Source organism: Schauerella aestuarii, from assembly GCF_009866805.1.
GTDB classification, from domain to species: domain Bacteria; phylum Pseudomonadota; class Gammaproteobacteria; order Burkholderiales; family Burkholderiaceae_B; genus Schauerella; species Schauerella aestuarii.
Genome location: NZ_SIZW01000042.1, coordinates 229,735 through 254,706, shown reverse-complemented (window position 1 = coordinate 254,706; position 24,972 = coordinate 229,735). Strand labels below are relative to the sequence as shown.

At 62.9% G+C, this 24,972-nt stretch carries 24 protein-coding genes; 7 read left to right on the top strand and 17 right to left on the bottom strand.

Translation table 11 applies throughout. The annotated features are described in order from the left end of the window. Positions 1-11 precede the first annotated feature (11 nt). From cheB to EYW45_RS16230, 6 genes are read right to left on the bottom strand one after another with little or no spacing between them, the layout of a single operon-like run. Positions 12-1,037, bottom strand: coding sequence for a chemotaxis response regulator protein-glutamate methylesterase (cheB, locus tag EYW45_RS16255; RefSeq protein ID WP_161136481.1), 1,026 nt, complete (start codon positions 1,035-1,037; stop codon positions 12-14). After that, the gene (locus tag EYW45_RS16250) at positions 1,034-3,436 is read right to left on the bottom strand and encodes a hybrid sensor histidine kinase/response regulator (protein WP_161136480.1); all 2,403 of its coding nucleotides are present in this window, start codon (positions 3,434-3,436) and stop codon (positions 1,034-1,036) included. Before EYW45_RS16250 ends, cheB begins: the two co-directional genes overlap by 4 nt. Continuing rightward, positions 3,433-4,161 (bottom strand): chemotaxis protein CheW, encoded by a 729-nt coding sequence (locus EYW45_RS16245; RefSeq protein ID WP_161136479.1) that lies wholly within the window; start codon positions 4,159-4,161, stop codon positions 3,433-3,435. The genes EYW45_RS16250 and EYW45_RS16245 overlap by 4 nt, the downstream gene beginning before the upstream one ends. Continuing rightward, positions 4,154-5,578, bottom strand: a complete 1,425-nt coding sequence (locus tag EYW45_RS16240; protein WP_161136478.1) for a CheR family methyltransferase — start codon at positions 5,576-5,578, stop codon at positions 4,154-4,156. Before EYW45_RS16240 ends, EYW45_RS16245 begins: the two co-directional genes overlap by 8 nt. Then, the gene (locus EYW45_RS16235; protein WP_161136477.1) at positions 5,575-6,102 is read right to left on the bottom strand and encodes a chemotaxis protein CheW; all 528 of its coding nucleotides are present in this window, start codon (positions 6,100-6,102) and stop codon (positions 5,575-5,577) included. The genes EYW45_RS16240 and EYW45_RS16235 overlap by 4 nt, the downstream gene beginning before the upstream one ends. Positions 6,103-6,116: 14 nt before the next feature. Next, positions 6,117-7,736 carry a methyl-accepting chemotaxis protein gene (locus EYW45_RS16230; RefSeq protein ID WP_161136476.1) on the bottom strand — a complete coding sequence of 540 codons (1,620 nt, stop codon included), beginning with the start codon at positions 7,734-7,736 and terminating at the stop codon, positions 6,117-6,119. Between the two features lie 156 nt (positions 7,737-7,892). On the opposite strand from EYW45_RS16230, the gene EYW45_RS16225 reads away from it, so the two are divergent. Then, positions 7,893-8,267 carry a DUF423 domain-containing protein gene (locus EYW45_RS16225; protein WP_161136475.1) on the top strand — a complete coding sequence of 125 codons (375 nt, stop codon included), beginning with the start codon at positions 7,893-7,895 and terminating at the stop codon, positions 8,265-8,267. Between the two features lie 88 nt (positions 8,268-8,355). Here the strand turns inward: EYW45_RS16225 and EYW45_RS16220 are convergent, their stop codons facing one another. Further along, a complete protein-coding gene (locus tag EYW45_RS16220; protein WP_407924930.1) occupies positions 8,356-9,525 on the bottom strand; it encodes a PQQ-dependent sugar dehydrogenase in 1,170 nt (389 codons plus the stop codon). 100 nt (positions 9,526-9,625) lie between these two features. Here EYW45_RS16220 and EYW45_RS16215 point away from each other — a divergent pair, with 100 nt between their 5' ends. Then, on the top strand, positions 9,626-10,240 hold the full coding sequence (locus EYW45_RS16215) for a glutathione S-transferase family protein (RefSeq protein WP_161136474.1): 615 nt from the start codon (positions 9,626-9,628) through the stop codon (positions 10,238-10,240). A gap of 45 nt (positions 10,241-10,285) precedes the next feature. On the opposite strand, the gene EYW45_RS16210 is transcribed toward EYW45_RS16215, so the two are convergent. From EYW45_RS16210 to proC, 7 genes are all read right to left on the bottom strand, one after another. After that, on the bottom strand, positions 10,286-10,987 hold the full coding sequence (locus tag EYW45_RS16210) for an ABC transporter ATP-binding protein (RefSeq protein ID WP_161136473.1): 702 nt from the start codon (positions 10,985-10,987) through the stop codon (positions 10,286-10,288). Further along, the gene (gene livG, locus EYW45_RS16205; protein WP_161136472.1) at positions 10,987-11,754 is read right to left on the bottom strand and encodes a high-affinity branched-chain amino acid ABC transporter ATP-binding protein LivG; all 768 of its coding nucleotides are present in this window, start codon (positions 11,752-11,754) and stop codon (positions 10,987-10,989) included. The genes EYW45_RS16210 and livG overlap by 1 nt, the downstream gene beginning before the upstream one ends. Further along, a complete protein-coding gene (locus tag EYW45_RS16200) occupies positions 11,751-12,983 on the bottom strand; it encodes a high-affinity branched-chain amino acid ABC transporter permease LivM (protein ID WP_202444762.1) in 1,233 nt (410 codons plus the stop codon). Before EYW45_RS16200 ends, livG begins: the two co-directional genes overlap by 4 nt. Then, positions 12,983-13,909, bottom strand: coding sequence for a high-affinity branched-chain amino acid ABC transporter permease LivH (gene livH, locus EYW45_RS16195; RefSeq protein WP_161136471.1), 927 nt, complete (start codon positions 13,907-13,909; stop codon positions 12,983-12,985). Before livH ends, EYW45_RS16200 begins: the two co-directional genes overlap by 1 nt. A gap of 103 nt (positions 13,910-14,012) precedes the next feature. After that, positions 14,013-15,125 carry a high-affinity branched-chain amino acid ABC transporter substrate-binding protein gene (locus tag EYW45_RS16190; RefSeq protein WP_161136470.1) on the bottom strand — a complete coding sequence of 371 codons (1,113 nt, stop codon included), beginning with the start codon at positions 15,123-15,125 and terminating at the stop codon, positions 14,013-14,015. A 111-nt stretch (positions 15,126-15,236) separates the two neighbouring features. After that, positions 15,237-15,746, bottom strand: coding sequence for a queuosine precursor transporter (locus EYW45_RS16185; protein ID WP_202444803.1), 510 nt, complete (start codon positions 15,744-15,746; stop codon positions 15,237-15,239). Between the two features lie 70 nt (positions 15,747-15,816). Next, positions 15,817-16,644 carry a pyrroline-5-carboxylate reductase gene (gene proC / locus EYW45_RS16180; protein WP_161136469.1) on the bottom strand — a complete coding sequence of 276 codons (828 nt, stop codon included), beginning with the start codon at positions 16,642-16,644 and terminating at the stop codon, positions 15,817-15,819. A 231-nt stretch (positions 16,645-16,875) separates the two neighbouring features. Here proC and ugpB point away from each other — a divergent pair, with 231 nt between their 5' ends. The 4 genes from ugpB to EYW45_RS16160 all read left to right on the top strand — a co-directional run bounded on the left by ugpB (position 16,876) and on the right by EYW45_RS16160 (position 21,165). Next, positions 16,876-18,189: a sn-glycerol-3-phosphate ABC transporter substrate-binding protein UgpB gene (ugpB, locus tag EYW45_RS16175; RefSeq protein ID WP_161136468.1), complete on the top strand. Its 1,314-nt coding sequence runs from the start codon at positions 16,876-16,878 to the stop codon at positions 18,187-18,189. Positions 18,190-18,295: 106 nt separating this feature from the next. Continuing rightward, positions 18,296-19,177 carry a sn-glycerol-3-phosphate ABC transporter permease UgpA gene (ugpA, locus tag EYW45_RS16170; RefSeq protein WP_161136467.1) on the top strand — a complete coding sequence of 294 codons (882 nt, stop codon included), beginning with the start codon at positions 18,296-18,298 and terminating at the stop codon, positions 19,175-19,177. A 21-nt stretch (positions 19,178-19,198) separates the two neighbouring features. Then, positions 19,199-20,050: a sn-glycerol-3-phosphate ABC transporter permease UgpE gene (ugpE, locus tag EYW45_RS16165; protein ID WP_161136466.1), complete on the top strand. Its 852-nt coding sequence runs from the start codon at positions 19,199-19,201 to the stop codon at positions 20,048-20,050. 26 nt (positions 20,051-20,076) lie between these two features. Next, positions 20,077-21,165: a sn-glycerol-3-phosphate import ATP-binding protein UgpC gene (locus EYW45_RS16160; protein ID WP_161136465.1), complete on the top strand. Its 1,089-nt coding sequence runs from the start codon at positions 20,077-20,079 to the stop codon at positions 21,163-21,165. A gap of 113 nt (positions 21,166-21,278) precedes the next feature. Here the strand turns inward: EYW45_RS16160 and EYW45_RS16155 are convergent, their stop codons facing one another. After that, positions 21,279-22,412: a branched-chain amino acid ABC transporter substrate-binding protein gene (locus EYW45_RS16155; protein WP_161137063.1), complete on the bottom strand. Its 1,134-nt coding sequence runs from the start codon at positions 22,410-22,412 to the stop codon at positions 21,279-21,281. Between the two features lie 244 nt (positions 22,413-22,656). On the opposite strand from EYW45_RS16155, the gene EYW45_RS16150 reads away from it, so the two are divergent. Next, positions 22,657-23,262 carry an RBBP9/YdeN family alpha/beta hydrolase gene (locus tag EYW45_RS16150; RefSeq protein WP_161136464.1) on the top strand — a complete coding sequence of 202 codons (606 nt, stop codon included), beginning with the start codon at positions 22,657-22,659 and terminating at the stop codon, positions 23,260-23,262. Positions 23,263-23,452: 190 nt separating this feature from the next. On the opposite strand, the gene EYW45_RS16145 is transcribed toward EYW45_RS16150, so the two are convergent. Beyond that, positions 23,453-23,953: a Dps family protein gene (locus EYW45_RS16145; protein ID WP_161136463.1), complete on the bottom strand. Its 501-nt coding sequence runs from the start codon at positions 23,951-23,953 to the stop codon at positions 23,453-23,455. Positions 23,954-24,011: 58 nt separating this feature from the next. Next, entirely contained in the window at positions 24,012-24,962 is a 951-nt protein-coding gene (locus EYW45_RS16140) for a LysR substrate-binding domain-containing protein (protein ID WP_161136462.1), read from the bottom strand. Between the last annotated feature and the right edge of the window lie 10 nt (positions 24,963-24,972).

Here is a 24,972-nt window from a genome sequence, read left to right as displayed (position 1 = left end):
AAACTCCAGAATCAATATCGTTGCGAAGGCGATGGATACATGGCACACAATCGCGGGCCGATGCTGGCGAGCGGCTTGATTTCAACCGCTGCCCCCAACTCGGCTGCCGCTTTCGGCATGCCGTATACCGCACAGCTATCCTTGTCTTGGGCGATGGTGAGCATGCCGCGATCGCGCAAGGCCTTCAGCCCGAGCGCACCATCGCGGCCCATGCCGGTCAGCAACACGCCGACCGCGTCGCCGCGCCAATGAGCGGCCACACTTTCAAAAAACACATCGATCGATGGGCGGTACAACATCTCGCGCGGCGCGGCGCTGTACGACAACACGCCGCTCGCACACAGCCGCAAATGATCGTTGGTGCCGGCCAGCAAAGCGGATCCCGCGCGCGGCATCTCACCTTCGCGCGCAATCCGCACGTTCAACGGCACCTGGTCGTTCAACCACTTCGCCATGCCTTCCGCAAACATCGCATCCACGTGTTGGACCAGGACGATCGGCACGGGGAAATCGGCCGGCAACGCTGCCAGCAATTGGGCGAGCGCCGGTGGCCCGCCCGCGCTTGCGCCCACCGCGATCAGTGCCCGCGATCCCGACGACGGCGTGGCCACGCGCACGCTTTCGTTGCGCGGCGCAACGCGCTCGCCGATCAGCCACGCCACATTGCGAATCTTGCGCAAGAGCGGCGCGGCGGCCTGTTGCGGATCGACCCCGCCCAATGCCGGCGTGTCGACCGCGTCGACGGCACCGTGCCCCATCGCTTCGAATACGCGCGCGGTGTGCCGTCCCACATCGACCGTGACGATCACGATCGCGCAAGGCGACTCGGCCATGATGCGGCGGGTGGCCTCAACGCCGTCCATCACCGGCATCATCAAATCCATCAGCACCACGTCGGGCTTGTCGCGGGCGCACAGGTCCACCGCTTGAGCGCCGTCTTCGGCCACCCATGCCACCTCGAGCGACGGATCCAGCATCAGCGCACGCCGCAGGGACGCAACGGCCAGAGGCAAATCGTTGACGATGCCGACTCTCATGCGCTTGCCCCGCCGATCAGATCTTCGACCGCATCGAGGAGTGTTTCGTCGTGGAAACTGCCTTTCGCCAGGTAGTAATCGGCGCCAGCGTTCAACCCCCGTTGGCGGTCTTCCTCACGGTCTTTGTAAGACACGATCATGACCGGCAAATTATGCAAACGCGGATCGTTCTTGATCATCGTGACGAGCTCGATGCCATCCATTCGCGGCATATCCACATCCGAGACGACGAGATCGAACGACTCGGCGCGCAATTGATTCCAGCCGTCGATGCCGTCAACGGCCACCGCGACGTCGTACCCGCGATTGGACAGGAGCTTGCGTTCCAGTTCGCGCACGGTCAGCGAGTCGTCGACCACCAGCACCCGCTTGCGGCGCTTGCCGCGCTCGTCTTGAGCGTGTGCGGCAATCTGCGACAGGCGCCCGTCGCTGACCAATTTCTCGATCGACCGCAGCAGATCCTCGACGTCCAGAATCAAGGCCGGCGTGCCGTCATCGAGCAAGGCGCCCGCGGTCACATCCTGCAGTTTGCCCAGGCGCGCATCCAGCGGCTGCACGACCAGCGTGCGCTCGCCCAGGAACCGGTCGATCGCCACGCCGTAGAGGCGCTCGGTATCGCCGATCACGACGACGGCGATGTCGCCGTCAATATCGCGGCTGGGCGCATATTGCAGCAGTTGGCGCGCCGACACGAGGCCGATATGCCGGTCGAAAAAGCGGAAATGCTGATGCCCTTCGAGCTGCTCGATTTCGGTGCGCGGCACGCGCAACGTATGATTGACGAAGCCCAACGGCAATGCATACGCTTCATCGCCGATCTCCACGAGCAGGCTGCGCACGACCGACAGCGACAGCGGCATCTCGAGTGTGAAGCGGCTGCCCTGCCCGTACCGCTGCTCGACGCGCACGGCGCCGCGCAACTGCCGCATCGTCTCGTGCACGGCATCGAGACCCACGCCGCGTCCGGAAATCTGGGTAACGGATTTCTTGGTGCTGAAGCCGGGCAGGAACAGAAATGCCAGCAGTTCCGACTCGCTCATGCGCGCCGCGGTATCGGCCGTCGACAACTGCCGCTCGACCACGGCGGTGCGCAACGCCTCGACATCGATGCCGGCGCCATCGTCGCTGATATCGATGATGAGCATTCCTGCGCTATGCCGCGCTTCGAGCGTAAGCACGCCATCTGCGGATTTGCCCGCCTCGCGGCGTTCTTCAGGCGACTCTATGCCGTGATCGATTGCGTTGCGCAGCAGATGCGCGAGTGGCGCGTCCAGCTTCTCGAGAATGTCGCGATCGACCGGCGTGCGTTCGCCGATGATGTCCAGGCATACCGGTTTGCCCAGTTCGCGCCCCAGATCGCGCACCATGCGCGCCAAGCCGCCCACGCCGTCGGCGAGCGGCCGCATCCGCGACGCGAGCGCGGTGTCATAGAGACGCTGCGACAGATTGCCGATGCGCCAGCTGAATTCGTCGATATCGGTGAGACGCTGTGTCAGCGCCTGTTGAGTTTCGGTCGTGACGCGCCGCACTTCCGCCAGCGCCGTGGCGACAACCGGATCGACGGCGCGCTCGCCCAACGTCAGCCGCAGCGTATCGAGCAGATGATCCACCTGCCCGTGCTGTCGCTTCAACCGCAGCATGTTGCCAGCGAACGGCGTGAGCCACTGCGTTTCAACCAACGCCTCGCTCGACAATCCCAGCAGGCGATTGAGCGTGCCGGCGGTGACGCGCAATACGCGCTCACCACTCGTATCCACGTCCGCCACGTCAGCCACCGTGACGGCCCGACGATCGACGAACGACTCGTTCCAGCCGCCCGTGGCATCCCGCGCAGGCACGGGCGCACCTGGCGCGGCCGCCGAAATCGGTTCCACGATCGGTGTCGTCGTCTCGTGTGCGCGCCCCACGGTGTCGCGTTCCGACGCTTGCACGCCCGTGTCCATTGGCGCCACGGTGTCCGCGTAGATTGGTAGCGGCGCAGGTGACAGCGTGGCGGCGTCGCCCAACAGCGCGCTCAGCTTCAGCACATAAGCGTCGACGTCGGCAGGCGTGGGATCGGGCGACGTGGCGGCGGGATCCGACGCGCCGATGCGCAGCAGCAAGTCCACCCCGGCCAAGAGCGCATCGATATGCTCGGGGGTAAGCCTCAACCGCCCTTCTTGCGCCGCGACGAACGCGTCTTCCATGACGTGCGCCACGGGCACCGCCACTTTCAAATCGACGATCCGCGCTGCACCCTTGAGAGAATGCGCAGCACGCATGCAGGCTTCGAGATGGTCGGCCGCTACAGGATCGCGTTCGAGGGCGATCAACCCCGCACTGAGCACATCCGCTTGCGCGCGCGCTTCCATCTGGAAAAGTTCCAGCATGGATGCATCGATGTAGGACGAGGGACTCATCGCAAACTCCGGGCGATGTGATCTCGCAAGCGGCCATCATCCAGCACGCCGATATCGCGATCGCCTTCGCGAATCAAGCCGCGCGCCAGGCTCGATGACGCGCCCGACACCGTGGACGGCAACGGGCGAATGGCCTCCGACTTGATCCGTCGTGCGCCATCGACCTGATCCACCGGAAGCACCACACTGCTTGCACCCGTCGTCACCATCAGCATGCGCCCTTGCGAAGCGACCTGGGCATGAACGCTATCCGTGCCATAGGCTTGTGCGCCGCCCAGACCGAGCAGCACGGTCGGCGATAAACAGACGGTCAGATTGCCCCGTACGTTGGCCACGCCCAGAATGGCGCCGCCGCGACGATGGGGTAACGAGTGGATGCGGCGCAACGTACCCACCTCTTCGAGCGCACGCGCGGGTAAAGCCAGCCATTCGCGCCCTACCCTGAAAACGATGAGTACTTCGTCGGGCTGTTCACGCGCGCCCTCACCCGCCAGATGCGCATGCAGCACATCGGTCGCAAACGACGTGGTCATAGAATCGGCGTGCGCCTGCCCCGCCGGCAGCCGGTCGAGCAAGGTTTTTGCGGCAGCGGCATACACCGGGCAGTTGCGGCACAGGACATGATCGGTCAACCGCGCACACGAGTGGTCGCCGTGATTGCCGATGCGATTCCAGCAGTCGTCGATCGCGTTGGCGGGGGCCTGATCCGGGCGCGATTCAAGCATTGCGGTTCACCCGTTTTGCGCGCCGCGCACGCAGACGCTGCGCGCCGTCGACGTCACCCGCCGCCTCGCACAAGGCGGCAAGGTGCAGCAAGGCTTCGTCGTGATCGGGCGTCAGATAAAGGGCTTTGCGATAGAACGCGCGCGCCTGCACGGTGTTGCCCTGGGCGTCGTGGAACAAACCGACGAGATAGAAACCGTCGGCGTCAGGTCCGTGCGTGTCGAGAAACTGCTGGGTTTGCGTCAATGCATCGCCGATGCGCCCGGCATCGGCCATGCGGCGCACCGTGGCGAGAATGGCCTGCCGGTCATGCGCCACGGACTCAGCAGACCCCTCGGTTCGCGACGGTTGATGGGCGGAGTGCGGTACGCGTTGAGCCGCTTGCGCCATCTGGGCGGAGCGAATTGGGCGCGACCGGTCGCGCTCGTGAAACGTGCGGCCGATCAAGGGCGCGGCACCGGCGGACAACGGCCGCGCCGATGCCGCGGTCGCAACCGTTGCTGATGAAGACAATGCCGCAGCGCTCGATCCGGGCGCTGTCGATGCGCCCTCGTTGGATCGGGGGACTCCTGGGCGGGCCCCCTTATCGCCCACCCGGTTGTGGCGTGCCTGTTCAACCAGCGGCGCCACAGGAATCTTGAAGGCGAACGAGCGCGGCGCACCCGACACTTCCAACCCATGCTGGCTGGCAAGCGCGGCTTCGGCCGGGCCGACGAACATCCCGCTTCCTGCGTGGCAGGCGCGCAGCAGCACCCGCAAGCCGCGCGATTGCGTCTCGCGATCGAAATAAATGAGCAGATTGCGACAGAACACGAAGTCGTAGGCAGCGGCCTCCAGCGCCAGTCCTGGATCGAGCAGATTGCCGGTTCGAAACCGCACGCGCTCGCGGACAGCATCGGCCAGCACAAATCCGGACGGGGTGTCGGTGAAATGTCGATCGCGAAACGTGAGGTCGTCGCCGCGAAACGAATTGCGGCCGTAACGGGCGATTTGGGCCACCTCAATCACGCGCGGGCTGATGTCGATCGCTTCGATCACGAAGCGCGCGGGCGCCACGCCGGCGTCGATCAGCGCCATCGCCAACGTGTAGGGTTCCTCGCCCGTCGAGCATGGCAGGCTGAGGATGCGCAAGACCGGCTTCGCACCCGATGCAGCCAACTGCGCCGTCGCCCACGATGCGAACAGGGCAATCGACTCGGGATAACGGAAAAACCAGGTTTCCGGCACCACGACGGCTTCGATCAGCGCCTGCAATTCCCCCGGCGAACTCTGCAGCATCGACCAGTATGCGTCGATATCGCCCTGCGCGCGCGCTTGCGCCCGCGTGCGAATCGCCCGCTGCACGGTGCTCACGCCGATGGAGCCCGCATCGAGCCCGATCTTGTTTTTCAGGAGCGTTTCGAACGGTCCGAAATTCATGCGGGGTGCTCCGTAAAGAGCAGCGCACGCGCCGAGGGGGGCACCACGTCGGGCAGCTCGAGCCATTGCACCAATCCCGAGGCGGTTTGACAGACCGGGCCGAGGTAAGGCGCACAATGGCTTTGCACCGCGGCCGGGACAAACTCGTCGGCGTTCAAGTGCAGCGTTTCGGTGGCGTGTTCGAGCATGAGACCCAGCAAGGGCGCCGTCGCGGCGGCGCGGCCGTCAAACGTGTAGCGCACCACGGCGATACGCGTGCTGGTCAGACGCGGCGACGGCACGCCGGACGCCAGCGCAGACACATCGATCACCGGTATCGCGCGCGTGCCGACCGACATCAAGCCTTCCACCCAAGCGGGTGTGCCAGGCAACGCTTTCACCGGACTCAACGGCAGCACGCGCACGATGTCGTCCGCCGCCAGCACATAGCCGTCGCGACCGATGCGAAAACGCAAGAACAGCTTGCGCCGTCCGGCGTTCGCACGCGCTGCGGCGCCGAATGCGGTGGGCGCGAAGGCGGCCATGGCGCGATGCCGCCTTAAACCTTGAAGCGCGACACGCCGCTGCGCAAGCCGTTCGCGACGTGATTCAACTCTTCGATGGCGAGGCTCGACTGGCGCAGCGACTCGACGGTCTGCTGCGTGGCATCGCTCAATTGCACCAGCGCCTGATTGATCTGCTCGGCGCCCGTGGCCTGGGCTTGCATGCCCTCGTTGACCATCAACACGCGTGGGGCCAGCAATTGCACCTGCGCAATGATCTGCGAAAGCTGCTCGCCCACCAGTTGCACGTCGCCGATGCCGCGGCGCACTTCTTCGGAGAACTTGTCCATTCCCATCACGCCGGCCGACACGGCCGACTGGATTTCACGCACCATCTGCTCGATGTCGTAGGTCGCGACCGCCGTCTGATCGGCCAATCGGCGGATCTCGGTCGCCACCACGACGAAGCCGCGGCCGTACTCACCCGCCTTCTCGGCTTCGATCGCTGCGTTCAGCGACAGGAGGTTCGTTTGATCGGCCACCTTGTTGATGGTGGTAACCACTTGCGTGATGTTGCTGGCTTTCTCGTTCAGAATCGCGAGTTTGCCGTTGACCGACCCCGCCGCGCTCATCACGTTGCGCATCGTGTCTTCCATGCGCGCCAGACCCGACTGGCTGGTGCCGGCGAGCAACGAACTTTGTTCGGCGGCCGACGACACCTCGGTCATGGTGCGCACGAGATCGCGCGAAGTGGCCGAAATCTCGCGCGACGTGGCACCGATCTCGGTGGTCGTGGCCGCGACTTCGGACGCCGTGGCCTGCTGCTGCTTCGACGTGGCGGCAATCTCGGTCACCGACGTGGCAACCTGAATGGCGGAGCGCTGGGCCTGGCCGACCAGCCCGGTGAGCTCGTCGGCCATGCTGTTGAAACCCGCTTCGACGGCCGCGTACTCGTCGCGGCGCTTGAGCTCGAGGCGGCGCGTGAGATCGCCCGAGCCCAGGCCGTGCAAGGTATCGACCAGCTTGCCCATCGGCTCGGTGATCGCACGCATCAACAGATACCCGCAAAATCCGGCCGCGATGATCGCGACGATCACGGCGATGAGCATGCTGACTTCGGCTTGCTTGAGCGACGTGCCGATCTGCGCCACCGAAAGCTCGGCCGACAAGCGGTTGCTGTCGACCATCGTGCGCAGGATGTCGCGCCCTTTCTGCCAGATCGGGCGCACGGTGCCGCGCACTTGAAGTGCGGCCGCATCGAGTTCGTTGCGGGTGGACATCTCAAGAATCGATGCCTCGATCACATCGAACTGCTGCCGCACAGCCTTGAAATCTCGGACGCGTACCTGATCTTCTTCGGTGGTCGCCGTTTTCTCGTACATCGCGATCTGTTGATCCAGATTGCGTTGCTGCACCTGCAACTGCGTCACGTAATTGGCCCGAAGATCGGGGGAGCTCAATTCGACGAGCTCTTGCAGCAACTGGTACGAATCGTTCCAGGCGGCGCGAACGTTGGTGCTGTAATACAGTCCCGGCATCGAGTCTGTGCTCAGATCGTCGGCTTCGCGCTCGATCAGATTGAGCCTTGAAGCCGCCAGCGCCGCCATCAATCCCATGATCGCGAGGATGATGACAAAGCTGAACAAAATGCGTTGCTTGAGCGATCCGTTACTCATCCCACCACCAGTCACAAAAAGGGGAAAGCGACCGGCATTTATCGACCGCCCGCCGCTCGAAGGATGATACAGGAGGTCATCCGCTTGGCCTATGATTACAGCCTTGGCACACCTCCAATTGCCGCGAGCGCGGCTTGCGCGCGACAAGGATCGAACATGACCGACCGCTTCATCACCATCCTGGCCGCTCTGAACATGATTGCCGCCGTCGGCGCCGGCGCGTTCGGGGCGCATGGACTAAAGCGTCTGCTTACCCCCGAGATGCTCGGGGTGTGGCAGACGGCCGTGACGTATCACATCGCGCACGCGCTTGGCCTGTTCGTTCTGGCGGGGTTGGCAGCGCGGCTGCAGCAACCCCTGATAGGGACGGCAGCGTGGGTGATGTTTGCCGGCATCGTCATGTTCAGCGGCAGTTTGTACCTGCTCGCCACGACCGGGATGCGTTGGCTCGGCCCGATTACCCCGATTGGCGGACTGGCGTTCATGGCCGCCTGGGCCATGGTGGCATGGGCCGCTTACCGCGCGGTGTAGGCGTGCCTGTTGTCAGATCGTCGCGCTCCAGCCCTTGCAATTGGCCGGTCGACTGACCCGCGCACAGCGGCGCGCAGGTCGTGCGGCATCAGGGCTTCAAGCCGATCTTCAGCAGCTTGCCGTTGCTTTCGTCGGTCAGCGCATACACGTAACCATCCGGGCCTACGCGCACATCGCGCACGCGCTCGCCGCGATCCGCCAGCAAGCGTTCCTCGCCCACGACCTTGTTGCCGTCCAGCTTCACGCGGATCAGTTCCTGAGTGGCCAAGGCGCCGATGAAGATGCTGTTTTTCCATTGCGGAAAGCGATCCGCCGTGTAGAACGCCATACCGCTCAGGCCCGGCGACTTTTCCCACACGAAGTGCGGGTCTTCCATGCCGGCCGCGCTTTTTCCCTTGGCTTCGGGGATCGGCTGACCCGAGTAGTTGATGCCGTGCGTGGCGATCGGCCAGCCATAATTCTTGCCCGGCGACAGAATATTGATCTCATCGCCGCCGCGCGGGCCGTGCTCGTTTTCCCACACGGCACCCGTAACGGGGTGAATCGCCATGCCTTGCGGGTTGCGCATGCCGTAGGTCCAGATTTCCGGCCGCGCGCCCGCCTTGTTCACGAACGGGTTGTCGGGCGGTACTTTGCCATCGGCGCGCAATCGCACCACCTTGCCCTGCAGTTTGTCCAGGTCCTGCGCCGTAGGTCGTTGGTTGTTCTCACCCAGCGTGATGAACAGGTAGCCGTCACGATCGAAGGCCAGACGCGAGCCGAAATGATTGCCCACCGACAGCTTCGGCATCTGACGGAAGATCACCGCCACGTCTGTCAACGCGGTGCGCTCGGCGTTGAGCTTGCCGCGTGCGACGGCCGTACCCGCCTTGCCGTCGCCCGCCTCGGCATAACTGAAATATACCCAGCGCGATGTCGCAAAGTCAGGCGCCAGCACCACATCCAGCAGCCCGCCCTGGCCGCTCGACCAGACTTTGGGCACGCCCGAAATGGGTTTACCGGCACCCTTGCCTTCCTGCCAGAGGCGCATGGCGCCGGAGCGTTCGGTAATCAATGCGGCACCGTCAGGCAGAAAGGCAAGTGCCCAAGGACGATCGAGCCCCTCGGCCATCACCGTCACCGCGAGCGGTGCTTGAGCCGCCGTTGCGGCCGGCGCGCTATGCGCGAACGTTGGAATGACCAAGGCTGCCGTCAGCAGACTCAACGAAAGACTTTGGGCGGCCAGGCGGGCCGATAGGCGTCGTGCGACTCGGGTCAAGATAGGTGTCCTTTAAGCGGTACGATAAGCGGGATGATGTTGGCGCTCAGGCGAGCAAAACGATGCCGCCGAGCACCCATCCTGAACAGGAGCTGAATAGATGAGACTGTACACCATGCCCGGCGCGTGCTCGCTGGCCGGACACATCGTGCTCGAATGGGCCGGATTGCCGTATGAACTGGAAATCGTGACCCGAGAACAAATCAAGCAGCCTGCGTTCCTGGCCTTGAACCCCGTGGGCTCCGTACCCGTGCTCACCGAGGGCGACTGGTCACTTACGCAAAATGCAGCCATCCTGGAATACATTGCCGAGCAGGCGCCCGAATCTGGGCTGTTGGGCGACGGCAGCGCCCGGTCGCGCGCCGAGGTGCGCCGCTGGGTGGGGTTCATCAATTCGGATGTTCACAAAACGTTTGGCGCCATCTTCGGGGCGCAGAGCCTGGTGGCCAGCGACGACGCCCAGGCCGAGTTGCGTGCCAACTCCGCAAAAAAATTGGTCACGCTCTTCGGCATTCTCGATAAGCAGTTGGACGGCTCGCCCTACCTCGCCGGCAGTGCGCCATCGATTGCCGACGCTTATCTTTTCGTCGTGCTGCGCTGGGCCCGCGCCAAGGAGATCGCAATCGGCAGCATGTCGAACCTGAGCACGTTCTTCGATCGGATGCGCGCCGATGAGCATGTGAAAGCCGCGATGAAAGCAGAAGGCCTGGAATAATCCAGGCCCGAAGCGCATACCTCGGCCCTTTCGGGCCGTTTTTGCTTATGCGCCCAGATAGGCGCGCCGCACTTCCGGATTCACAAGCAGATTAGCGCCGGAATCGGCCAGCACGACCCGGCCGGTTTCGAGCACATAGCCGCGATCGGCAACCTGCAGCGCCTTGTTCGCATTTTGCTCGACGAGAAACACCGTGATGCCCTGATCGCGGATCGTACGGATGATGTCGAAGATCTGCGCGATGATCAGCGGTGCCAGCCCCAGGGTGGGCTCGTCCAGCAACAGCAAGGTGGGCCGCGACATCAGTGCGCGACCGATGGCCAGCATCTGCTGTTCGCCACCCGACATCGTGCCCGCGCGTTGCGCCGCCCGTTCCTTCAATCGCGGAAATAGCCCATACACGTACTCAAGACCCTTCTGGATCTCGTCGCGCGACAGGAAGAAACCGCCCATCATCAGGTTTTCCGCGACGGTCAGGTCTTTGAACACCCGCCGTCCCTCGGGCGACACGGCGATGCCGCTGCGCATGATGTGATGCGTGTCTTTCTTCGAGATATCTTCGCCCTGGAACTCGATCCGCCCTTCCCGGATGCGCGGATTGCCGCAGATACTCATCAACAGCGTCGTCTTGCCGGCGCCGTTGCTGCCGATCAGCGTCACGATCTCGCCTTTGTTGACCTCGACCGAGACCCCGTTGAGCGCCTGGATCGCCCCATAGTAGGTGTGTACGTTCTCAAGCTTCAGCATCACTCTTCCCCCAGATACGCTTTGATCACGCGCTCGTCGCTCTGCACTTGTTCGGGGGTGCCGGTGGTGATGGTCTTGCCATGCTCCATAACGAGAATACGATCCGAAATACCCATGATGAGACTCATATCGTGCTCGATCAGCAGCACCGCCACGCCAAACTCGCGGCGCAAGCGGTCGATCAAGCCTTGCAGATCGCGCTTTTCCTGTGGGTTGAGGCCGGCCGCGGGCTCATCGAGCATCAGCAGGCGCGGTTTGGTGATCATGCAGCGCGCGATCTCCAGCCGCCGCTGATGCCCGTAGGCCAGATTGCCCGCCTCGCGGTTGGCGAACTCGCGCAAGCCCATGAAATCGAGCCACTCGGCCGCGCGGTCCATCGCCTCTTCTTCGGCGCGCCGATACGACTTGAGCTTGAGCAGGCCGGGCAGCAAGCGCGTTTCGACTTGCGTGTGCTGCGCGACCAGCAGGTTCTCGAGCACAGTGAGCTGCTTGAACAACCGAACGTTCTGGAACGTACGCACCAGCCCCTGACGCGCCACATTGTGGCTCGGCATCCCGGTGATGGACTTGCCGTCCATCGTGATGGTGCCGGCCGTGGGCTTGTAGAACCCGCCCACGCAGTTGAACACCGTGGTCTTGCCGGCGCCATTGGGGCCGATGATGGCGAACACTTCGTCGCGCCGCACGTCGAACGCCACGCTGTCGACGGCCAGCAGACCGCCAAAGCGCATCGACAATCCTGAAACTTCCAACAACGACTGCGTCATGACTTCAGCTCCCGGTGCGGACGCTTCATGGGAAGCAAACCTTGGGGACGCCACATCATCATCAGCACCATCACTAAGCCGAACAGCAACATCCGATACTCTGCAAATTCGCGCGCCAACTCCGGCAGCACGGTCAAGATGATCGCCGCGAGAATCACGCCCACCTGCGAGCCCATGCCGCCCAGCACCACGATGGCGAGGATGAGCGCGGACTCGATGAACGTGAACGATTCCGGATTGACCAACCCCTGGCGGGCGGCGAAGAACGCGCCGCCAAACCCGGCGAACATGGCGCCCAGCGTAAAGGCCGACAGCTTGATGCGTGTGGGATTCAGACCCAGCGAGCGGCACGCGATTTCGTCTTCCCGCAAGGCCTCCCAGGCACGCCCGACCGGCATGCGAATCAAACGGGTGGAGACCCCCAAGGTGATCAAGGCCAGCAGCAAGGCCATCAAATACAGATAAACCACCATGTGCTGATTATTGAACGTCCAGCCCAGGATCTCGTGGAAGGTACTCACGCCCTCTTCGCTCGATCGTCGCGCCATTTCCATGCCGAAGACGGTCGGCTTGGGCACGCCGGAGATGCCGTCGGGCCCGCCGGTGAACTGATTCAGGTTGATCAGCAGCAGCCGGATGATTTCGCCGAAGCCCAGCGTGACGATCGCCAGATAATCGCCGCGTAGCCTGAGCACCGGAAAGCCGAGCACGAAGCCGAACAGCGCCGACATCGCACCGGCCAGCGGCAGCGCTTCCCAGAAGCCCCACCCCGCCCAGTGATACAGCAAGGCATAGGTGTAGGCGCCAACGGCGTAGAAACCGACGAAACCGAGATCGAGCAGCCCGGCGAAGCCCACCACGATGTTCAGACCAAGGGCGAGCATCACGTAGATCAGCACCAGCGTGGCGATGTCCACCGAGCTGCGGCCGCCGAAGAACGGCCAGATGACCGCAGCGGCAATCGCCAGCGCGATGATCCACTTGTTGCCGCGCGCGGGCGACGCCGGCAGCACCGGCAGCGCACCGCGCAATGCCTTGAATGGCAACGCCAGCCAGGGCCGCAGCAGTTGGCCGACGAACACCACGGCCATCGCGATCATCACGATGTGCCAGTTGGGCGCCATGATGGTCTGGGCGCCTTGACGCGTGAGGTGCAGACCGAACACGGGCGTCACGATCACGGCCGTGAGGATGGCCGCGATGAATGCGTTTTTGAACGAGATCTGCATCAGACTTTCTCCACCTCAGGCTTGCCCAACAGACCCGTGGGGCGAAACAACAGGATCAGCACGAGCAGGCCGAACGCCACGATATCCTTGTATTGCGACGAGATATAGGCTGCTGCGAACGTTTCCGCCAGACCCAGCAAGACGCCGCCGAGCATGGCGCCGGGAATGCTGCCGATGCCACCCAGCACGGCTGCGGTGAAGGCCTTGATGCCGACGATGAAGCCGATGAAGGGGTTGAGCTTGCCGATGGTGACGGCAATGAGCACGCCGCCCACGGCGGCCAGCATGGCACCGAGCACGAACGTGAACGAGATCACGCGATTGGTGTCGATGCCCAGCAGGTTTGCCATATGCATATCCTGCGAGCAGGCGCGCGAAGCGCGGCCCATGCGCGAATACTTGATGAAGAGCGTCAGCCCGATCATCAGCACGACAGTCACCAGAATGATCATGATGCGCGAGTACGGCATCGTGACCTGGAAATCCGTACCCAATGTAAACGTTACGGCACCCGACATCAGGGCGGGTACGGCCATGTCGCGTGCGCCTTGGCCCAGGGCGACCCAGTTCTGCAAAAAGATCGACATCCCGATCGCCGAGATCAAAGCGACCAGCCGGGGGCTGCCGCGTACCGGCCGATAGGCGATGCGCTCGAGCGTGTAGCCGTACACGCCGGTGACCACCATGGCCACCACCAGCATCGCGCCGATGATGAACGGCAACGGCAAACCGCTTTGCGTGCCGATGGCCGTGAGGGTGACGAGACCGACGTAAGCGCCGATCATATAGATTTCGCCGTGGGCGAAATTGATCATACCGATGATGCCATAGACCATTGTGTAGCCAATGGCGATCAGCGCGTAGATCGCGCCCAGCGACAGACCGTTGAAGATCTGCTGGGACATTTGTGGGATAAGGTCGGACATGTTGCTTGTGCTCCAAAAGGCACCGGCCCCGGAAGAACCACCCGGGACCGGCGACCTGGCCCTGCGTATCCGCCCGTGTTGTGGACGGGCGGTTTTGTTCTACTTAAAGTTGCGTTTTCGCGCCACTCTTGTCCCACTTGTACACGGCGAATTCGAAGTTCTTCAAATCGCCCTTGGCATCGTATTCGACCTTGCCGATGGCGGTATTGAAGGTGTTCTTGTGCAGATAGTCGGCGACCTTGGTGGGATCTTCGCCCACGGCGTTGATGCCGTCGACGATGAGCTGCACCGCGGCGTAAGCCGGCATCTGGAAGGCACCATCCGGATCGCGCTTGGCATCCTTGAACGCCTTCACGATGCCTTCGTTACCCGGCAACTTGGTGAAGTCGGCCGGCAACGTGACCAGCAGGCCCTCGATGGCCGGACCGGCAATCGCCACCAGATCCTGGTTGGCCGTACCTTCCGGGCCCATGAACTGCACGTTCAGCCCTTGCTCGCGCGATTGGCGCAGCAACAGGCCGAGTTCGGGGTGATAACCGCCGAAGTAGACCAGATCGACGCCTGCGGATTTCAGCTTGGTGATGACAGCCGAGTAATCGCTGTCACCAACGTTGATGCCTTCGAAGATGGCGATCGGCACATTGGCTTTTTCAAGCGAGTTCTTGACCTGCGTGGCCACGCCCGAGCCGTAGGTTTGCTTGTCGTGCAGGACGGCAACCTTCTTCGGCTTGAGCTGGGTGGCGATGTAGTTGGCGGCGTACGGGCCTTGCTGATCGTCGCGGCCGATCGTGCGGAAGAAGAAATGCGGCTTCGTGGTATCGGTGACCAGGGGCGACGTCGCGCCCGGGGTGATGGCGACGATGCCTTCCTGTTCGTAGACATTGACGGCAGGCACCGTCACGCCCGAGCACGCATGGGCCACGGCGAACTTGGCGCCGGAATTGACCACGCGGTTGGCGGCCGGCACGGCCTGCTTGGGTTCGCAACCGTCATCGATCAGGATGGGTTCGAGTTTTTTACCTTTGACGCCGCCCTTGGCGTTGACGGTTTCGATGGCGGTGAGCGCACCGGCCTGGATCTGCGTGCCGTACTGTGTGTTGGGCCCCGTCATGGGTTGCGGAATGCCGATCTTGATGGTGTCGGCAGCATGCGCGGCGCCAGCCAGGGCCAGCGCGCCCAGCAGGATGCTGGGGGTAAAACGAGGCAACAGTTTCATTACGGAACTCTCCAGAGGAACTACGTGGCCGGTATTCTGGAAGGAAGCCCGATACGTGTCACTGCGTGTATTCCCGTAGGCCGTAATACACGCGTAAGCCTGGGCACTTTTTCAGTGGCAATGACGCGTCATTTTCGCATCTGCCGGGCGCGCGATCGACCACATCAGTGCCCGGAACGGCGCGAGCATGCACGCGTTGATCAAGAGCTTGATCGCCAGATCGCCGAGCAGCCACGTCACCCACGGCGTGCCGGTCGCGGCAAAGGCGATGCTGAAAAACAGGACGGTATCCAGCGTGGCCGACAGCAATCCGGAGATGAGCGGCGCGCGCCACCAACGTTGGTCGCGGAGCCGGTCGAATATCCGGATATCCAGCAATTGCGCGCAGATGTACGCCACGCCAGAGGCCAGCGCGATGCGCGGGGCGGCAAACCAGATCGATGCCACCACGGCGACCGCAAATCCGCACCAGGCTACCCGGCGTGCCGCCGCCGGTCCAAATCGCCGGTTCAGCAGGTCGGTAACCAGGAAGGCGATCGGATACGTCAGGGCGCCCCAGGTCACCCAGTCGCTCAACGGCACTTGCACCAGAATATTCGAGGCCAGCACCACCAGCCCCATGATGGCGACGGCGATGCCGAAGTGCGCCGCGCGCAGCGGCTCGAAGCGCCGCACGGGGGTGTCGCTCACGTCAGGCTCCTGCCGCCAGTTCGCGCGACCGTTCGGCCGCCGCTGCCACTGCCGTGGCGACGATCCCGGTAAAGTCCGCCTTCTCGAACGCAGCCAGCGCGGCGGCCGTGGTGCCGCCCTTGGACGTGACGCGCTCGCGCAACGTGGCCGGCGTTTCATCCGACTCGGCCGCGAGCCTCGTCGCGCCCGCCAGTGTGGCCAAGGCCAACTCCCGCGCCTGGCCGGCGGTGAGCCCCACTTTCACGCCACCGGCAATCAGCGCCTCGATAAAAAGAAATACGTAGGCAGGACCGCTGCCCGATACCGCGGTCACGGCGTCCAGACCCGCATCGTCATCGACCCACACGGTGGTGCCCACGGCACCCATGATGGCTTCGACCTGATCGCGATCGGCCGCCGAGACGCCCGGCAAGGCAGCCAGCCCTGTTGCGCCTGCGCCCACGAGCGCGGGCGTATTCGGCATGCAGCGCACCAGGCGCGACCAGGGGGCACCCGCCTCGCCCAGCCACTCGGCCAAGGTGTCGCTGCGCACGCCGGCCGCAATGCTGACCGCCAGCGTCTTGTCGCGCAACCAGGGCTTGCACGCCGCGACGACGTCGCGCATCACTTGCGGCTTGACGGCAAAAATCCAGATGTCGGCTTGAGCCAGCATGTGGTCGGGCGCCGAGGCAACCGATACGCCACGGGCCTGCCAGGCCGCATGGGCCGCCGTATTGATCTCGACGACGTGGATATTGCCCGCGGGCAGGATGCGGTCGGCCATGCCGGCGGCGAGTGCCGCGGCCATGTTGCCGCCGCCGATGAAGGCGATGTGAAGGTGCGGATTCATAGCGCTGGATTGTAGCCCGCGTCAACCCCGACGGCAGACGTCGGCACAGCGGTGTTGTACGCCACATACCCGCCCGAGGGCGTTACACTTCGCCGCGCTGAAATGTGTCGATAACGTTTGACACTTCAAGCGTTGAATGTGACATTCACGGTTTTGTCACATACTGTACATAAAGTGCCTAGCCTTGCTGGCACATTTGCGCCGCAATAGGCCAATCTGGAGGAACAACTCATGGCAACCCACCGTCTCGCGCTCACCGCTGCGGCGCTCATCGCCGCGCTCGCCGGCAGCGCTGCACACGCTGCTACCGACATTCAATGGTGGCACTCGATGGAAGGCGCATTGGGCGAACGCGTCAATGAACTCGCCAACGAGTTCAACAAGAGTCAATCGGATTACCAGGTCAAGCCCGTCTACAAGGGTAATTACGGCGAGTCGATGAACGCCGGCATCGCCGCGTTCCGCGCCGGCAATGCCCCCGACATCCTCCAGGTGTTCGAAGTCGGCACGGCCACGATGATGAACGCCAAGGGCGCCATCAAGCCCGTGCAGCAGATGTCCGAAGAAGCGGGCGACCCGATCGATCCGAAGGCCTTCATCGGCGCCGTGGCCGGCTACTACTCGGCCGCCGACGGCAAGCTGGTGTCGATGCCCTTCAACAGCTCGACCGTCGTCTTCTACTACAACAAAGATGCCTTCACCAAGGCCGGCCTCGACGCCGAAAAGCCGCCCAAGACCTGGGAAGAACTGGCTGCCGCCGCGCAAAAGCTGAAGGCTTCCGGCCAGGAGTGCGGCTACACGACGTCCTGGCCGTCGTGGACCCAGCTGGAAACGTTCTCGTCGTGGCACAACGTGCCGTACGCGACCAAGGACAATGGTTTCGGCGGTCTGGATGCCCGTCTGGCCATTACCTCCGATCTGCACGTGCGTCACATGGAAAACCTCGCCAAGATGGGCAAGGAAGGCATGTTCATGTACGGCGGCCGCGGCGACGAGCCGAACTCGCTCTTCATTTCGGGCAAGTGCGCGATGATCACCGGTTCGAGCGGCCTGCGCGCGAACATTTCCAAGAACGCAAAGTTTGCGTTCGGTACGTCGACGGTTCCCTACTATGCCGACGTCAAGGGAGCGCCGCAGAACACCATCATCGGTGGCGCGTCGCTGTGGGTCTTCGCCAACAAGTCGCCCGAGGTCTACAAGGGCGTGACGAAGTTCTTCAAGTTCCTGTCGAGCCCCGAGATCGCCGCACGCTGGCACCAGCAAACCGGCTATGTGCCGGCAACGATCGCCGCCTACGACCTGACCAAGAAAGCCGGTTTCTATGAAAAGAACCCGGGTACGGAAGTCGGCGTGACGCAGTTGAACGTGCAGACCACCGCGCAATCGCGTGGCGTGCGCCTGGGCTTCCTGCCCCAGATCCGCGAAATCGAGGATGCCGAGATCGAGCGTATCGTGTCGGGCAAGACCTCGGCCAAGGAAGGTCTGGAAAGCATGAAGAAACGTGGTGACGACTTGCTGGAGCGCTTTGAAAAGAGCGTGAAGTAATCCCCCGGAGCGCGGGCAGTGGCCAGTCAGTATGGCCGCCCTCCCCGCGCGCCGTCATGAACGCCCGGCGCGTGTCCGCGTCGGGCTCTATTGTTTTTAGAGCATTATGGAAAAGCGCGTCGTTTTCGGAAACAAGGCTCTGCCTTATCTGCTGCTTGCGCCGCAGTTGATCGTCACGGTCGTTTTCTTTTTCTGGCCGGCCGGTCAGGCCATGTGGCAGTCGATGCGTCTGGAAGATGCCTTCGGGCTCTCGTCGCAATTCGTCGGCCTGGATAACTTCAAAGAGTTGTTCAACCAGCCCACTTATCTGCTGTCGTTTCGCACGACGGCCGTGTTCTCCATTCTCGTTGCCGTATTGGGCTTGACGGTGTCGCTGCTGCTGGCCGTGATGGCCAACCGCGTGATCCGCGCCGCGAACGTCTACAAGACCTTGTTGATCTGGCCCTATGCCGTCGCGCCCGCCGTGGTCGGCGTGCTGTGGCTGTTCCTGTTCTCGCCGTCGGTGGGCATCATGGCCGTGTATCTGCGCGACGTGGGTGTGGCCTGGAATCCCCGGCTGGACGGCGATCAGGCGCTGGCGCTGGTGGTCGTGGCGTCCGTGTGGAAACAGGTCTCGTACAACTTCCTCTTTTTCCTGGCCGGTTTGCAGTCGATTCCGAAATCGCTCATCGAAGCGGCTGCGATCGATGGCGCATCGCCCACCCGCCGCTTCTGGTCCATCGTATTTCCGTTGCTGTCGCCCACGACGTTCTTCCTGCTCGTGGTCAACATCATCTACGCCTTCTTCGATACCTTCGCCGTGATCGATACGACCACCCAGGGCGGTCCGGGCACGTCGACCAGCATCCTGGTCTACAAGGTGTACAGCGACGGTTTCCGCGGATTGGACCTGGGTTCGTCGGCCGCACAGTCGGTGATTCTGATGATCATCGTCGTGGCCCTGACTGCCATTCAATTCCGATATATCGACCGCAAGGTGAATTACTGATGTCTACCGAGGTTTGCCGTCATGGTTGAACGCCGCCCCTGGCTCGATTTCTTTGCCCACGCCATTCTGATCCTGGGCATCGTGATCGTCGCTTTCCCCCTTTACGTCACATTCGTGGCGTCCACTCAAACCGCGCAGGAAGTCGCCAGCGCGCCGATGTCGTTGATCCCCGGCTCGCACTTCATCGACAACTACACGCGGGTGCTGTTCGGCGGCACCGAAGGCGCGGGCGCCGCGCCGCCGGTGTTCCGGATGATGACCGTCAGCCTGATCATGGCGTTGGCGATCGCGATCGGCAAGATCGTGATCTCGATGCTGTCGGCGTTTGCGGTCGTGTACTTCCGCTTTCCGTTCCGCATGTTCTTCTTCTGGATGATCTTCGTCACGTTGATGTTGCCGGTGGAAGTCCGTATCGCGCCCACGTACAAGGTGGTGGCCGATCTCGGCATGCTCAACAGCTACGCGGGTTTGACGTTGCCGTTGATTGCGTCGGCCACGGCGACCTTCCTGTTCCGGCAGTTCTTCCTGACGGTGCCGGATGAACTCGTCGAAGCGGCACGCATCGATGGCGCGGGCGCGCTGCGCTTTCTCCGCGACGTGCTGCTGCCGTTGTCCAAGACCAGCATCGCCGCGCTCTTCGTCATTCAATTCATCTACGGCTGGAACCAGTATCTGTGGCCGCTGCTCGTCACCACGCAGGAAGATATGTATCCCGTGGTGATCGGCATCAAACGCATGATCAGCGGTGGCGATAGCGTGACCGAGTGGAATCTCACCATGGCGACCGCCATGCTGGCGATGCTGCCGCCCGCGCTGGTCGTGATCCTGATGCAGAAATGGTTCGTCAAGGGCCTGGTCGATACCGAGAAGTAAGCTTCTCCCAAAATTCAAGAACATCTATGGCAACCCTAAGCTTTCGCTCGCTCACCAAAACCTACGCCGGCGACATCAAAGTCATCCATGGCATCAACATGGAAGTCGCCGATGGCGAGTTCATCGTTATCGTCGGGCCCTCGGGCTGCGGCAAGTCGACGCTGATGCGCATGGTCGCCGGTCTCGAATCGGTGACCGGCGGTGAAATCCTGATCGACGACAAGGTCGTCAATACGCTCGAACCTGGCGAGCGCGACATCGCGATGGTGTTTCAGAACTACGCGCTGTATCCGCACATGAGCGTGTTCGAGAACATGGCCTACGGCCTGAAGATCCGCAAGTTCTCGAAGGCCGAGATCAAGACGCGGGTGGATGCCGCCGCGCAGATCCTCGAACTCTCCGCCCTCCTCGACCGGCGTCCGCGCCAGTTGTCGGGCGGTCAACGCCAGCGTGTGGCCATGGGCCGTGCCATCGTGCGCGAACCCAAGGTGTTCCTGTTCGATGAGCCGCTCTCGAACCTGGACGCCAAGCTGCGCGTGGCCATGCGCCTGGAGATCATCAAGCTGCATCGCCGTTTGAGCACCACCAGCCTGTACGTGACGCACGATCAGGTCGAAGCCATGACCTTGGCCGATCGCATGATCGTCATGAACCTGGGCGTGCCCGAACAGATCGGTACGCCGATGGAAGTGTTCGAGAAGCCTGCTTCCACCTTCGTTGCCAGCTTCATCGGCTCGCCGCCGATGAACCTGGCCACCGTCGAGGTGAGCGGCGACGGCACGATGAAGAGCGTGGACGGCATTTCGCTGGATATTCCTCCCACCGTGGTGCCGCAAGCGGTACGCGGCCGCAAGATCGTCGTCGGCATGCGCCCCGAGCATCTGGTACTGGGTGGACGCGGCGTGCGCGCTGAAGTCGAGATGGTCGAAACCCTGGGTTCGGAGCAACTGGTGCATGCGCGTTACGGCAGCACCCAATTGGTGGTGCGCTGCGCGACCCGCCAACTGGCCGAGTCGGCGATCAGCACTGGCGACACGATCGAGATCGGCCCAGACGGCCGTCATCCGCTGCATTGGTTCGAGGCCGACACCGGCCGTCGCGTCGAAGGCACCTGAACGGCTGCCTTCCATGGGAAGGCCTGCTTCCGATGTGAATAGACCCGCCTTGGTGCGGGTCTATTTTTTTGCAGTGCCGGGCCGGCACTACCGATGCGTGCGCCGGCGTTACCTTACTTGGCGACGGTCTTGCTGCCGTCCTTGTGCCACGTGAACACATCGAACTCGAAGTTGTTCAAGTCGCCCTGCTTGTTCCACGATGCCTTGCCGATCGGGGTATCGAAGGTGTTGGCATGCATGTACTTCGCCACCGCATCGGCATCGGTGCTCTTGGCACCCTTGATGGCATCGGCGATGACTTGCGTGGCGGCATAGGCCGACAACTGGAATGCGCCGGAAGCATTGCGCTTCTTGGCTTCGAACGCCTTCACGATCTCGGCATTGGCCGGATTTTGCGAGAAGTCGGCCGGCAAGGTGAGCAGCATGCCTTCGACGGCGGCACCGGCAATCGCGTTGATGTCCGGATTGCCCACGCCTTCAGGGCCCATGAACTTGGCCTTCAAGCCTTGCTCCGAGGCTTGGCGCAGCAGCAGACCCATCTCGGGGTGGTAACCGCCGTAATAGACAAAATCCGCGCCGGCGCTCTTGAGCTTGGTGATGACGGCCGAGAAGTCGCTGTCACCGGCGTTGATGCCTTCGAACATGGCGACCTTGGTACCCGCTTTCTCGAGCGTGTCACGCACCGAGGTCGCGACGCCTTGGCCATACGACTGCTTGTCGTGCAGTACCGCAACCGTCTTGGGCTTGGCCACTTCCAGGATGAACTTGGCGGCGGCAGGACCCTGCTGGTCGTCGCGGCCGATCGTGCGGAAAATGAAATCGTAGCGCTTGCCATCGGTGAGCGCAGGTGCGGTAGCGGCCGGGGTCACCATCACCACGCCTTCGTTGTTGTAGATATCGGCGGCAGCGATCGTCGCGCCCGAGCACACATGGCCCACCACGAAACCGATTTTGCTGTTGACCACGCGGTTGGCCGCGACCGGCCCCTGCTTGGGCTCGCAGCCATCGTCGATCACAACTGTTTCAAGCGTTTTACCCATGACGCCACCCGTGGCGTTGATGCGTTCGACGGCGGTATCGATGCCTTCGCGCACCATCAGACCGTATTGCGTCAGGGGGCCGGTGGTGGGACCGACGACCCCGATCTTGATCGTATCGGCATGTGCAGCACCACCGATCGCCAGACCGGCGGTCAGACTGAGCATGGCGGCCATCGGGGCCAGACGGGAAAGCTTGCGGATGGACATATTCATGGTTGACTCCTTGTTATGGGTGAGGCCGCAGTCCGGCGCAATCGTGTCGCGGGGCATGCGCTGCGAGCGTCTCCTGGATCGTCGCAGGCGTCGAGCATACCTGAGGGCAGGCCGCATTTGCCGGGCAAACGTCCGAATCGGCTTCGGGGATTACCCCAATCTCTTATATCGAAAGCGGTATAAACAAACGTGCAAAACGTCGTTGTTTTCATACCGGACGCGGGGGATGATGACGTTCATGCGATTCCAACCCATCATCGTTCCAGGCTGGAAGAATTCCGGTCCCGACCACTGGCAAAGCCGTTGGCAGCAGGTGTTGCCACACGCAGTGCGCGTGGACCAGAAAGACTGGGACCACCCCACCCGGAACGAATGGGTCGGCACGCTATCGGCCGCGATCGACGCGGCCACGTGTCCGGTGCTGCTGATCGCACACAGCCTGGGATGCGTCACCAGCGCGGCCGTGCCCACGGCACTGCGCCAGAAAATCGCCGGCGCCTTGCTGGTGGCCCCCGCCGACGTCGAACGCGTCAACGCGCCAGAATGCCTGCGCGATTTCATTCCGATCGCGCGTCAACCCCTGCCGTTTCAAAGTGTGGTGGTGGCAAGCGACAACGATCCTTATTGCACCCTGCCGCGCGCACGCGAGTTTGCCGATGCCTGGGGAAGCCGTTTCGTGGTGGTTCCGGAAGGCGGGCACCTCAATGCCGAGGCCGGCTTGGCCGACTGGCCGCAAGGCTGGAAGCTGCTCACCGCCCTGCGCCGCCGTTGCGCGTGGCGGGTGACCACGCCCCCGCCCCGGATTGCCCCGCTGCACGGGCTGTCGGCGATTAACACGCACTGATTCATCCAGACTTGCCTCACGGCGCTGCTGGCCGACGGCACGCTGCTGCGGCACCTCCCCTCACTATCCTGGCCTGGCCCCCCGGCCAGGCGCGTCAGGCAAAAAAAATCGCCGGATATTCCGGCGATTGCACGATTCGCGATCGACGGCGCGGCGCACCGATCGAGGTGCCCACACGCGCGTTGACCGTTTACTCGAGCAGGCTGCGCAACATCCACGCATTCTTTTCATGCACATCGAGGCGGCGCGTCAACAGGTCGGCCGTCGGCAGATCGTTGGCTTCGTCGGCATGGATAGCGGCGGCACGGGCTGTTTGCGCGACGGCTTCGTTGCCCTTGACGAGCAAACGCACCATCTCAAGCGCTTCCGGCACCGATTCCGGCTCGGAGATGGACGAGAGCTTGGCGTATTCGCGATACGTGCCCGGGGCATGGTGGCCCACGGCGCGGATACGCTCGGCGATATCGTCCAATGCCGTCCACTCTTCCGTGTACTGCTCCATGAACATCACGTGCAGGGTGTTGAACAACGGGCCGGTGACGTTCCAATGGAAGTTGTGCGTCATCAGATACAGCGTGTACGAGTCGGCCAACACTTTCGACAACTCGCCGGCGATCTTTGCGCGATTGTCATCGCTGATGCCGATGTTGACGTGCGGAGCAGATCCGCTCTTATTCGGTTTCTTGGACATTCGAACTCCCTGTTGGTTAAAGACGATGCAAAAAGAATACCACTGCTGCGTGACGCATTCAGCCTACGTGCGAAGGCGTTGCCTCCGGCAACATCTTGACGCCCTGCAGGCCACAGTTGTAAACCGCTTGCGACAGCGCTTCGATGGCGGCCATGCGCGGGAAACTGCGGCGCCAGGCCAGCACCACACGGCGCTCCGAGGCCGGCGGCGTGAACGGGATGTAGCTCAACAGGCGGTCGTTTTCGGGGTGCTCGGGCACGGCCGTGATCGGCAGCACGGTGACGCCGATGCCGGCTGCCACCATGTGCCGGATGGTCTCGAGCGACGACCCTTCGAAGGTGCGTTGGATACCGTCGCTTGCCGCCGAAAAACGCGACAGCTCCGGACAGACCTCCAGCACCTGATCGCGAAAACAATGACCCGACCCCAGCAACAGCATCGTCTCTTGCTTGAGATCGTGCGCGTCGATCAGCTTGCGTTGCGCGAACGGGTGGCTATGCGGCACGGCCACGATGAACGGTTCATCGTAAAGCGGCTGGGTGACCAGCCCCGCCTCGGGTAACGGCAATGCCATGATGGCGCAATCGATCTCGCCCTGGCGCAACAATTCGACCAGCCGCAGCGTGAAATTCTCTTGCAACAGCAACGGCATCTGCGGCGTGCGTGAGATTTGCAGCGGAACCAATTTCGGCAGCAAGTATGGCCCGATCGTATGGATCACCCCCACGCGCAACGGCCCCGCCAGCGGGTCATGGCCCTGGCGCGCGATTTCCTTGATGCTGGCGCTTTCTTCCAACACTTTCTGCGCTTGCGCGACGATGCGCTGCCCGATCGGGGTCACCCCCACCTCGACCCCGCCACGCTCGAACAGGGTGACCCCCAGCTCGTCCTCGAGCTTGCGGATTGCCACCGACAATGTCGGCTGGCTGACGAAACAGGCTTCCGCCGCACGTCCGAAATGACGTTCGCGCGCGACTGCAACGATGTACTTGAGTTCGGTCAACGTCATGACTAGTCCA

Bases quoted from the DNA above. Each gene is read 5' to 3' on its own strand.
- livH (WP_161136471.1), bottom strand. From the start codon at position 13,909: ATGTCCGACCTTATCCCACAAATGTCCCAGCAGATCTTCAACGGTCTG.
- EYW45_RS16230 (WP_161136476.1), bottom strand. From the start codon at position 7,736: ATGAGTAACGGATCGCTCAAGCAACGCATTTTGTTCAGCTTTGTCATC.
- proC (WP_161136469.1), bottom strand. From the start codon at position 16,644: ATGAATCCGCACCTTCACATCGCCTTCATCGGCGGCGGCAACATGGCC.
- ugpB (WP_161136468.1), top strand. From the start codon at position 16,876: ATGGCAACCCACCGTCTCGCGCTCACCGCTGCGGCGCTCATCGCCGCG.
- EYW45_RS16245 (WP_161136479.1), bottom strand. From the start codon at position 4,161: ATGCTTGAATCGCGCCCGGATCAGGCCCCCGCCAACGCGATCGACGAC.
- EYW45_RS16235 (WP_161136477.1), bottom strand. From the start codon at position 6,102: ATGGCCGCCTTCGCGCCCACCGCATTCGGCGCCGCAGCGCGTGCGAAC.
- EYW45_RS16200 (WP_202444762.1), bottom strand. From the start codon at position 12,983: ATGCAGATCTCGTTCAAAAACGCATTCATCGCGGCCATCCTCACGGCC.
- cheB (WP_161136481.1), bottom strand. From the start codon at position 1,037: ATGAGAGTCGGCATCGTCAACGATTTGCCTCTGGCCGTTGCGTCCCTG.
- EYW45_RS16145 (WP_161136463.1), bottom strand. From the start codon at position 23,953: ATGTCCAAGAAACCGAATAAGAGCGGATCTGCTCCGCACGTCAACATC.
- EYW45_RS16185 (WP_202444803.1), bottom strand. From the start codon at position 15,746: ATGGGGCTGGTGGTGCTGGCCTCGAATATTCTGGTGCAAGTGCCGTTG.
- EYW45_RS16190 (WP_161136470.1), bottom strand. From the start codon at position 15,125: ATGAAACTGTTGCCTCGTTTTACCCCCAGCATCCTGCTGGGCGCGCTG.
- EYW45_RS16240 (WP_161136478.1), bottom strand. From the start codon at position 5,578: ATGAATTTCGGACCGTTCGAAACGCTCCTGAAAAACAAGATCGGGCTC.
- ugpE (WP_161136466.1), top strand. From the start codon at position 19,199: ATGGTTGAACGCCGCCCCTGGCTCGATTTCTTTGCCCACGCCATTCTG.
- EYW45_RS16140 (WP_161136462.1), bottom strand. From the start codon at position 24,962: ATGACGTTGACCGAACTCAAGTACATCGTTGCAGTCGCGCGCGAACGT.
- EYW45_RS16160 (WP_161136465.1), top strand. From the start codon at position 20,077: ATGGCAACCCTAAGCTTTCGCTCGCTCACCAAAACCTACGCCGGCGAC.
- EYW45_RS16250 (WP_161136480.1), bottom strand. From the start codon at position 3,436: ATGAGTCCCTCGTCCTACATCGATGCATCCATGCTGGAACTTTTCCAG.
- EYW45_RS16150 (WP_161136464.1), top strand. From the start codon at position 22,657: ATGCGATTCCAACCCATCATCGTTCCAGGCTGGAAGAATTCCGGTCCC.
- ugpA (WP_161136467.1), top strand. From the start codon at position 18,296: ATGGAAAAGCGCGTCGTTTTCGGAAACAAGGCTCTGCCTTATCTGCTG.
- livG (WP_161136472.1), bottom strand. From the start codon at position 11,754: ATGACGCAGTCGTTGTTGGAAGTTTCAGGATTGTCGATGCGCTTTGGC.
- EYW45_RS16155 (WP_161137063.1), bottom strand. From the start codon at position 22,412: ATGTCCATCCGCAAGCTTTCCCGTCTGGCCCCGATGGCCGCCATGCTC.
- EYW45_RS16215 (WP_161136474.1), top strand. From the start codon at position 9,626: ATGAGACTGTACACCATGCCCGGCGCGTGCTCGCTGGCCGGACACATC.
- EYW45_RS16210 (WP_161136473.1), bottom strand. From the start codon at position 10,987: ATGCTGAAGCTTGAGAACGTACACACCTACTATGGGGCGATCCAGGCG.
- EYW45_RS16225 (WP_161136475.1), top strand. From the start codon at position 7,893: ATGACCGACCGCTTCATCACCATCCTGGCCGCTCTGAACATGATTGCC.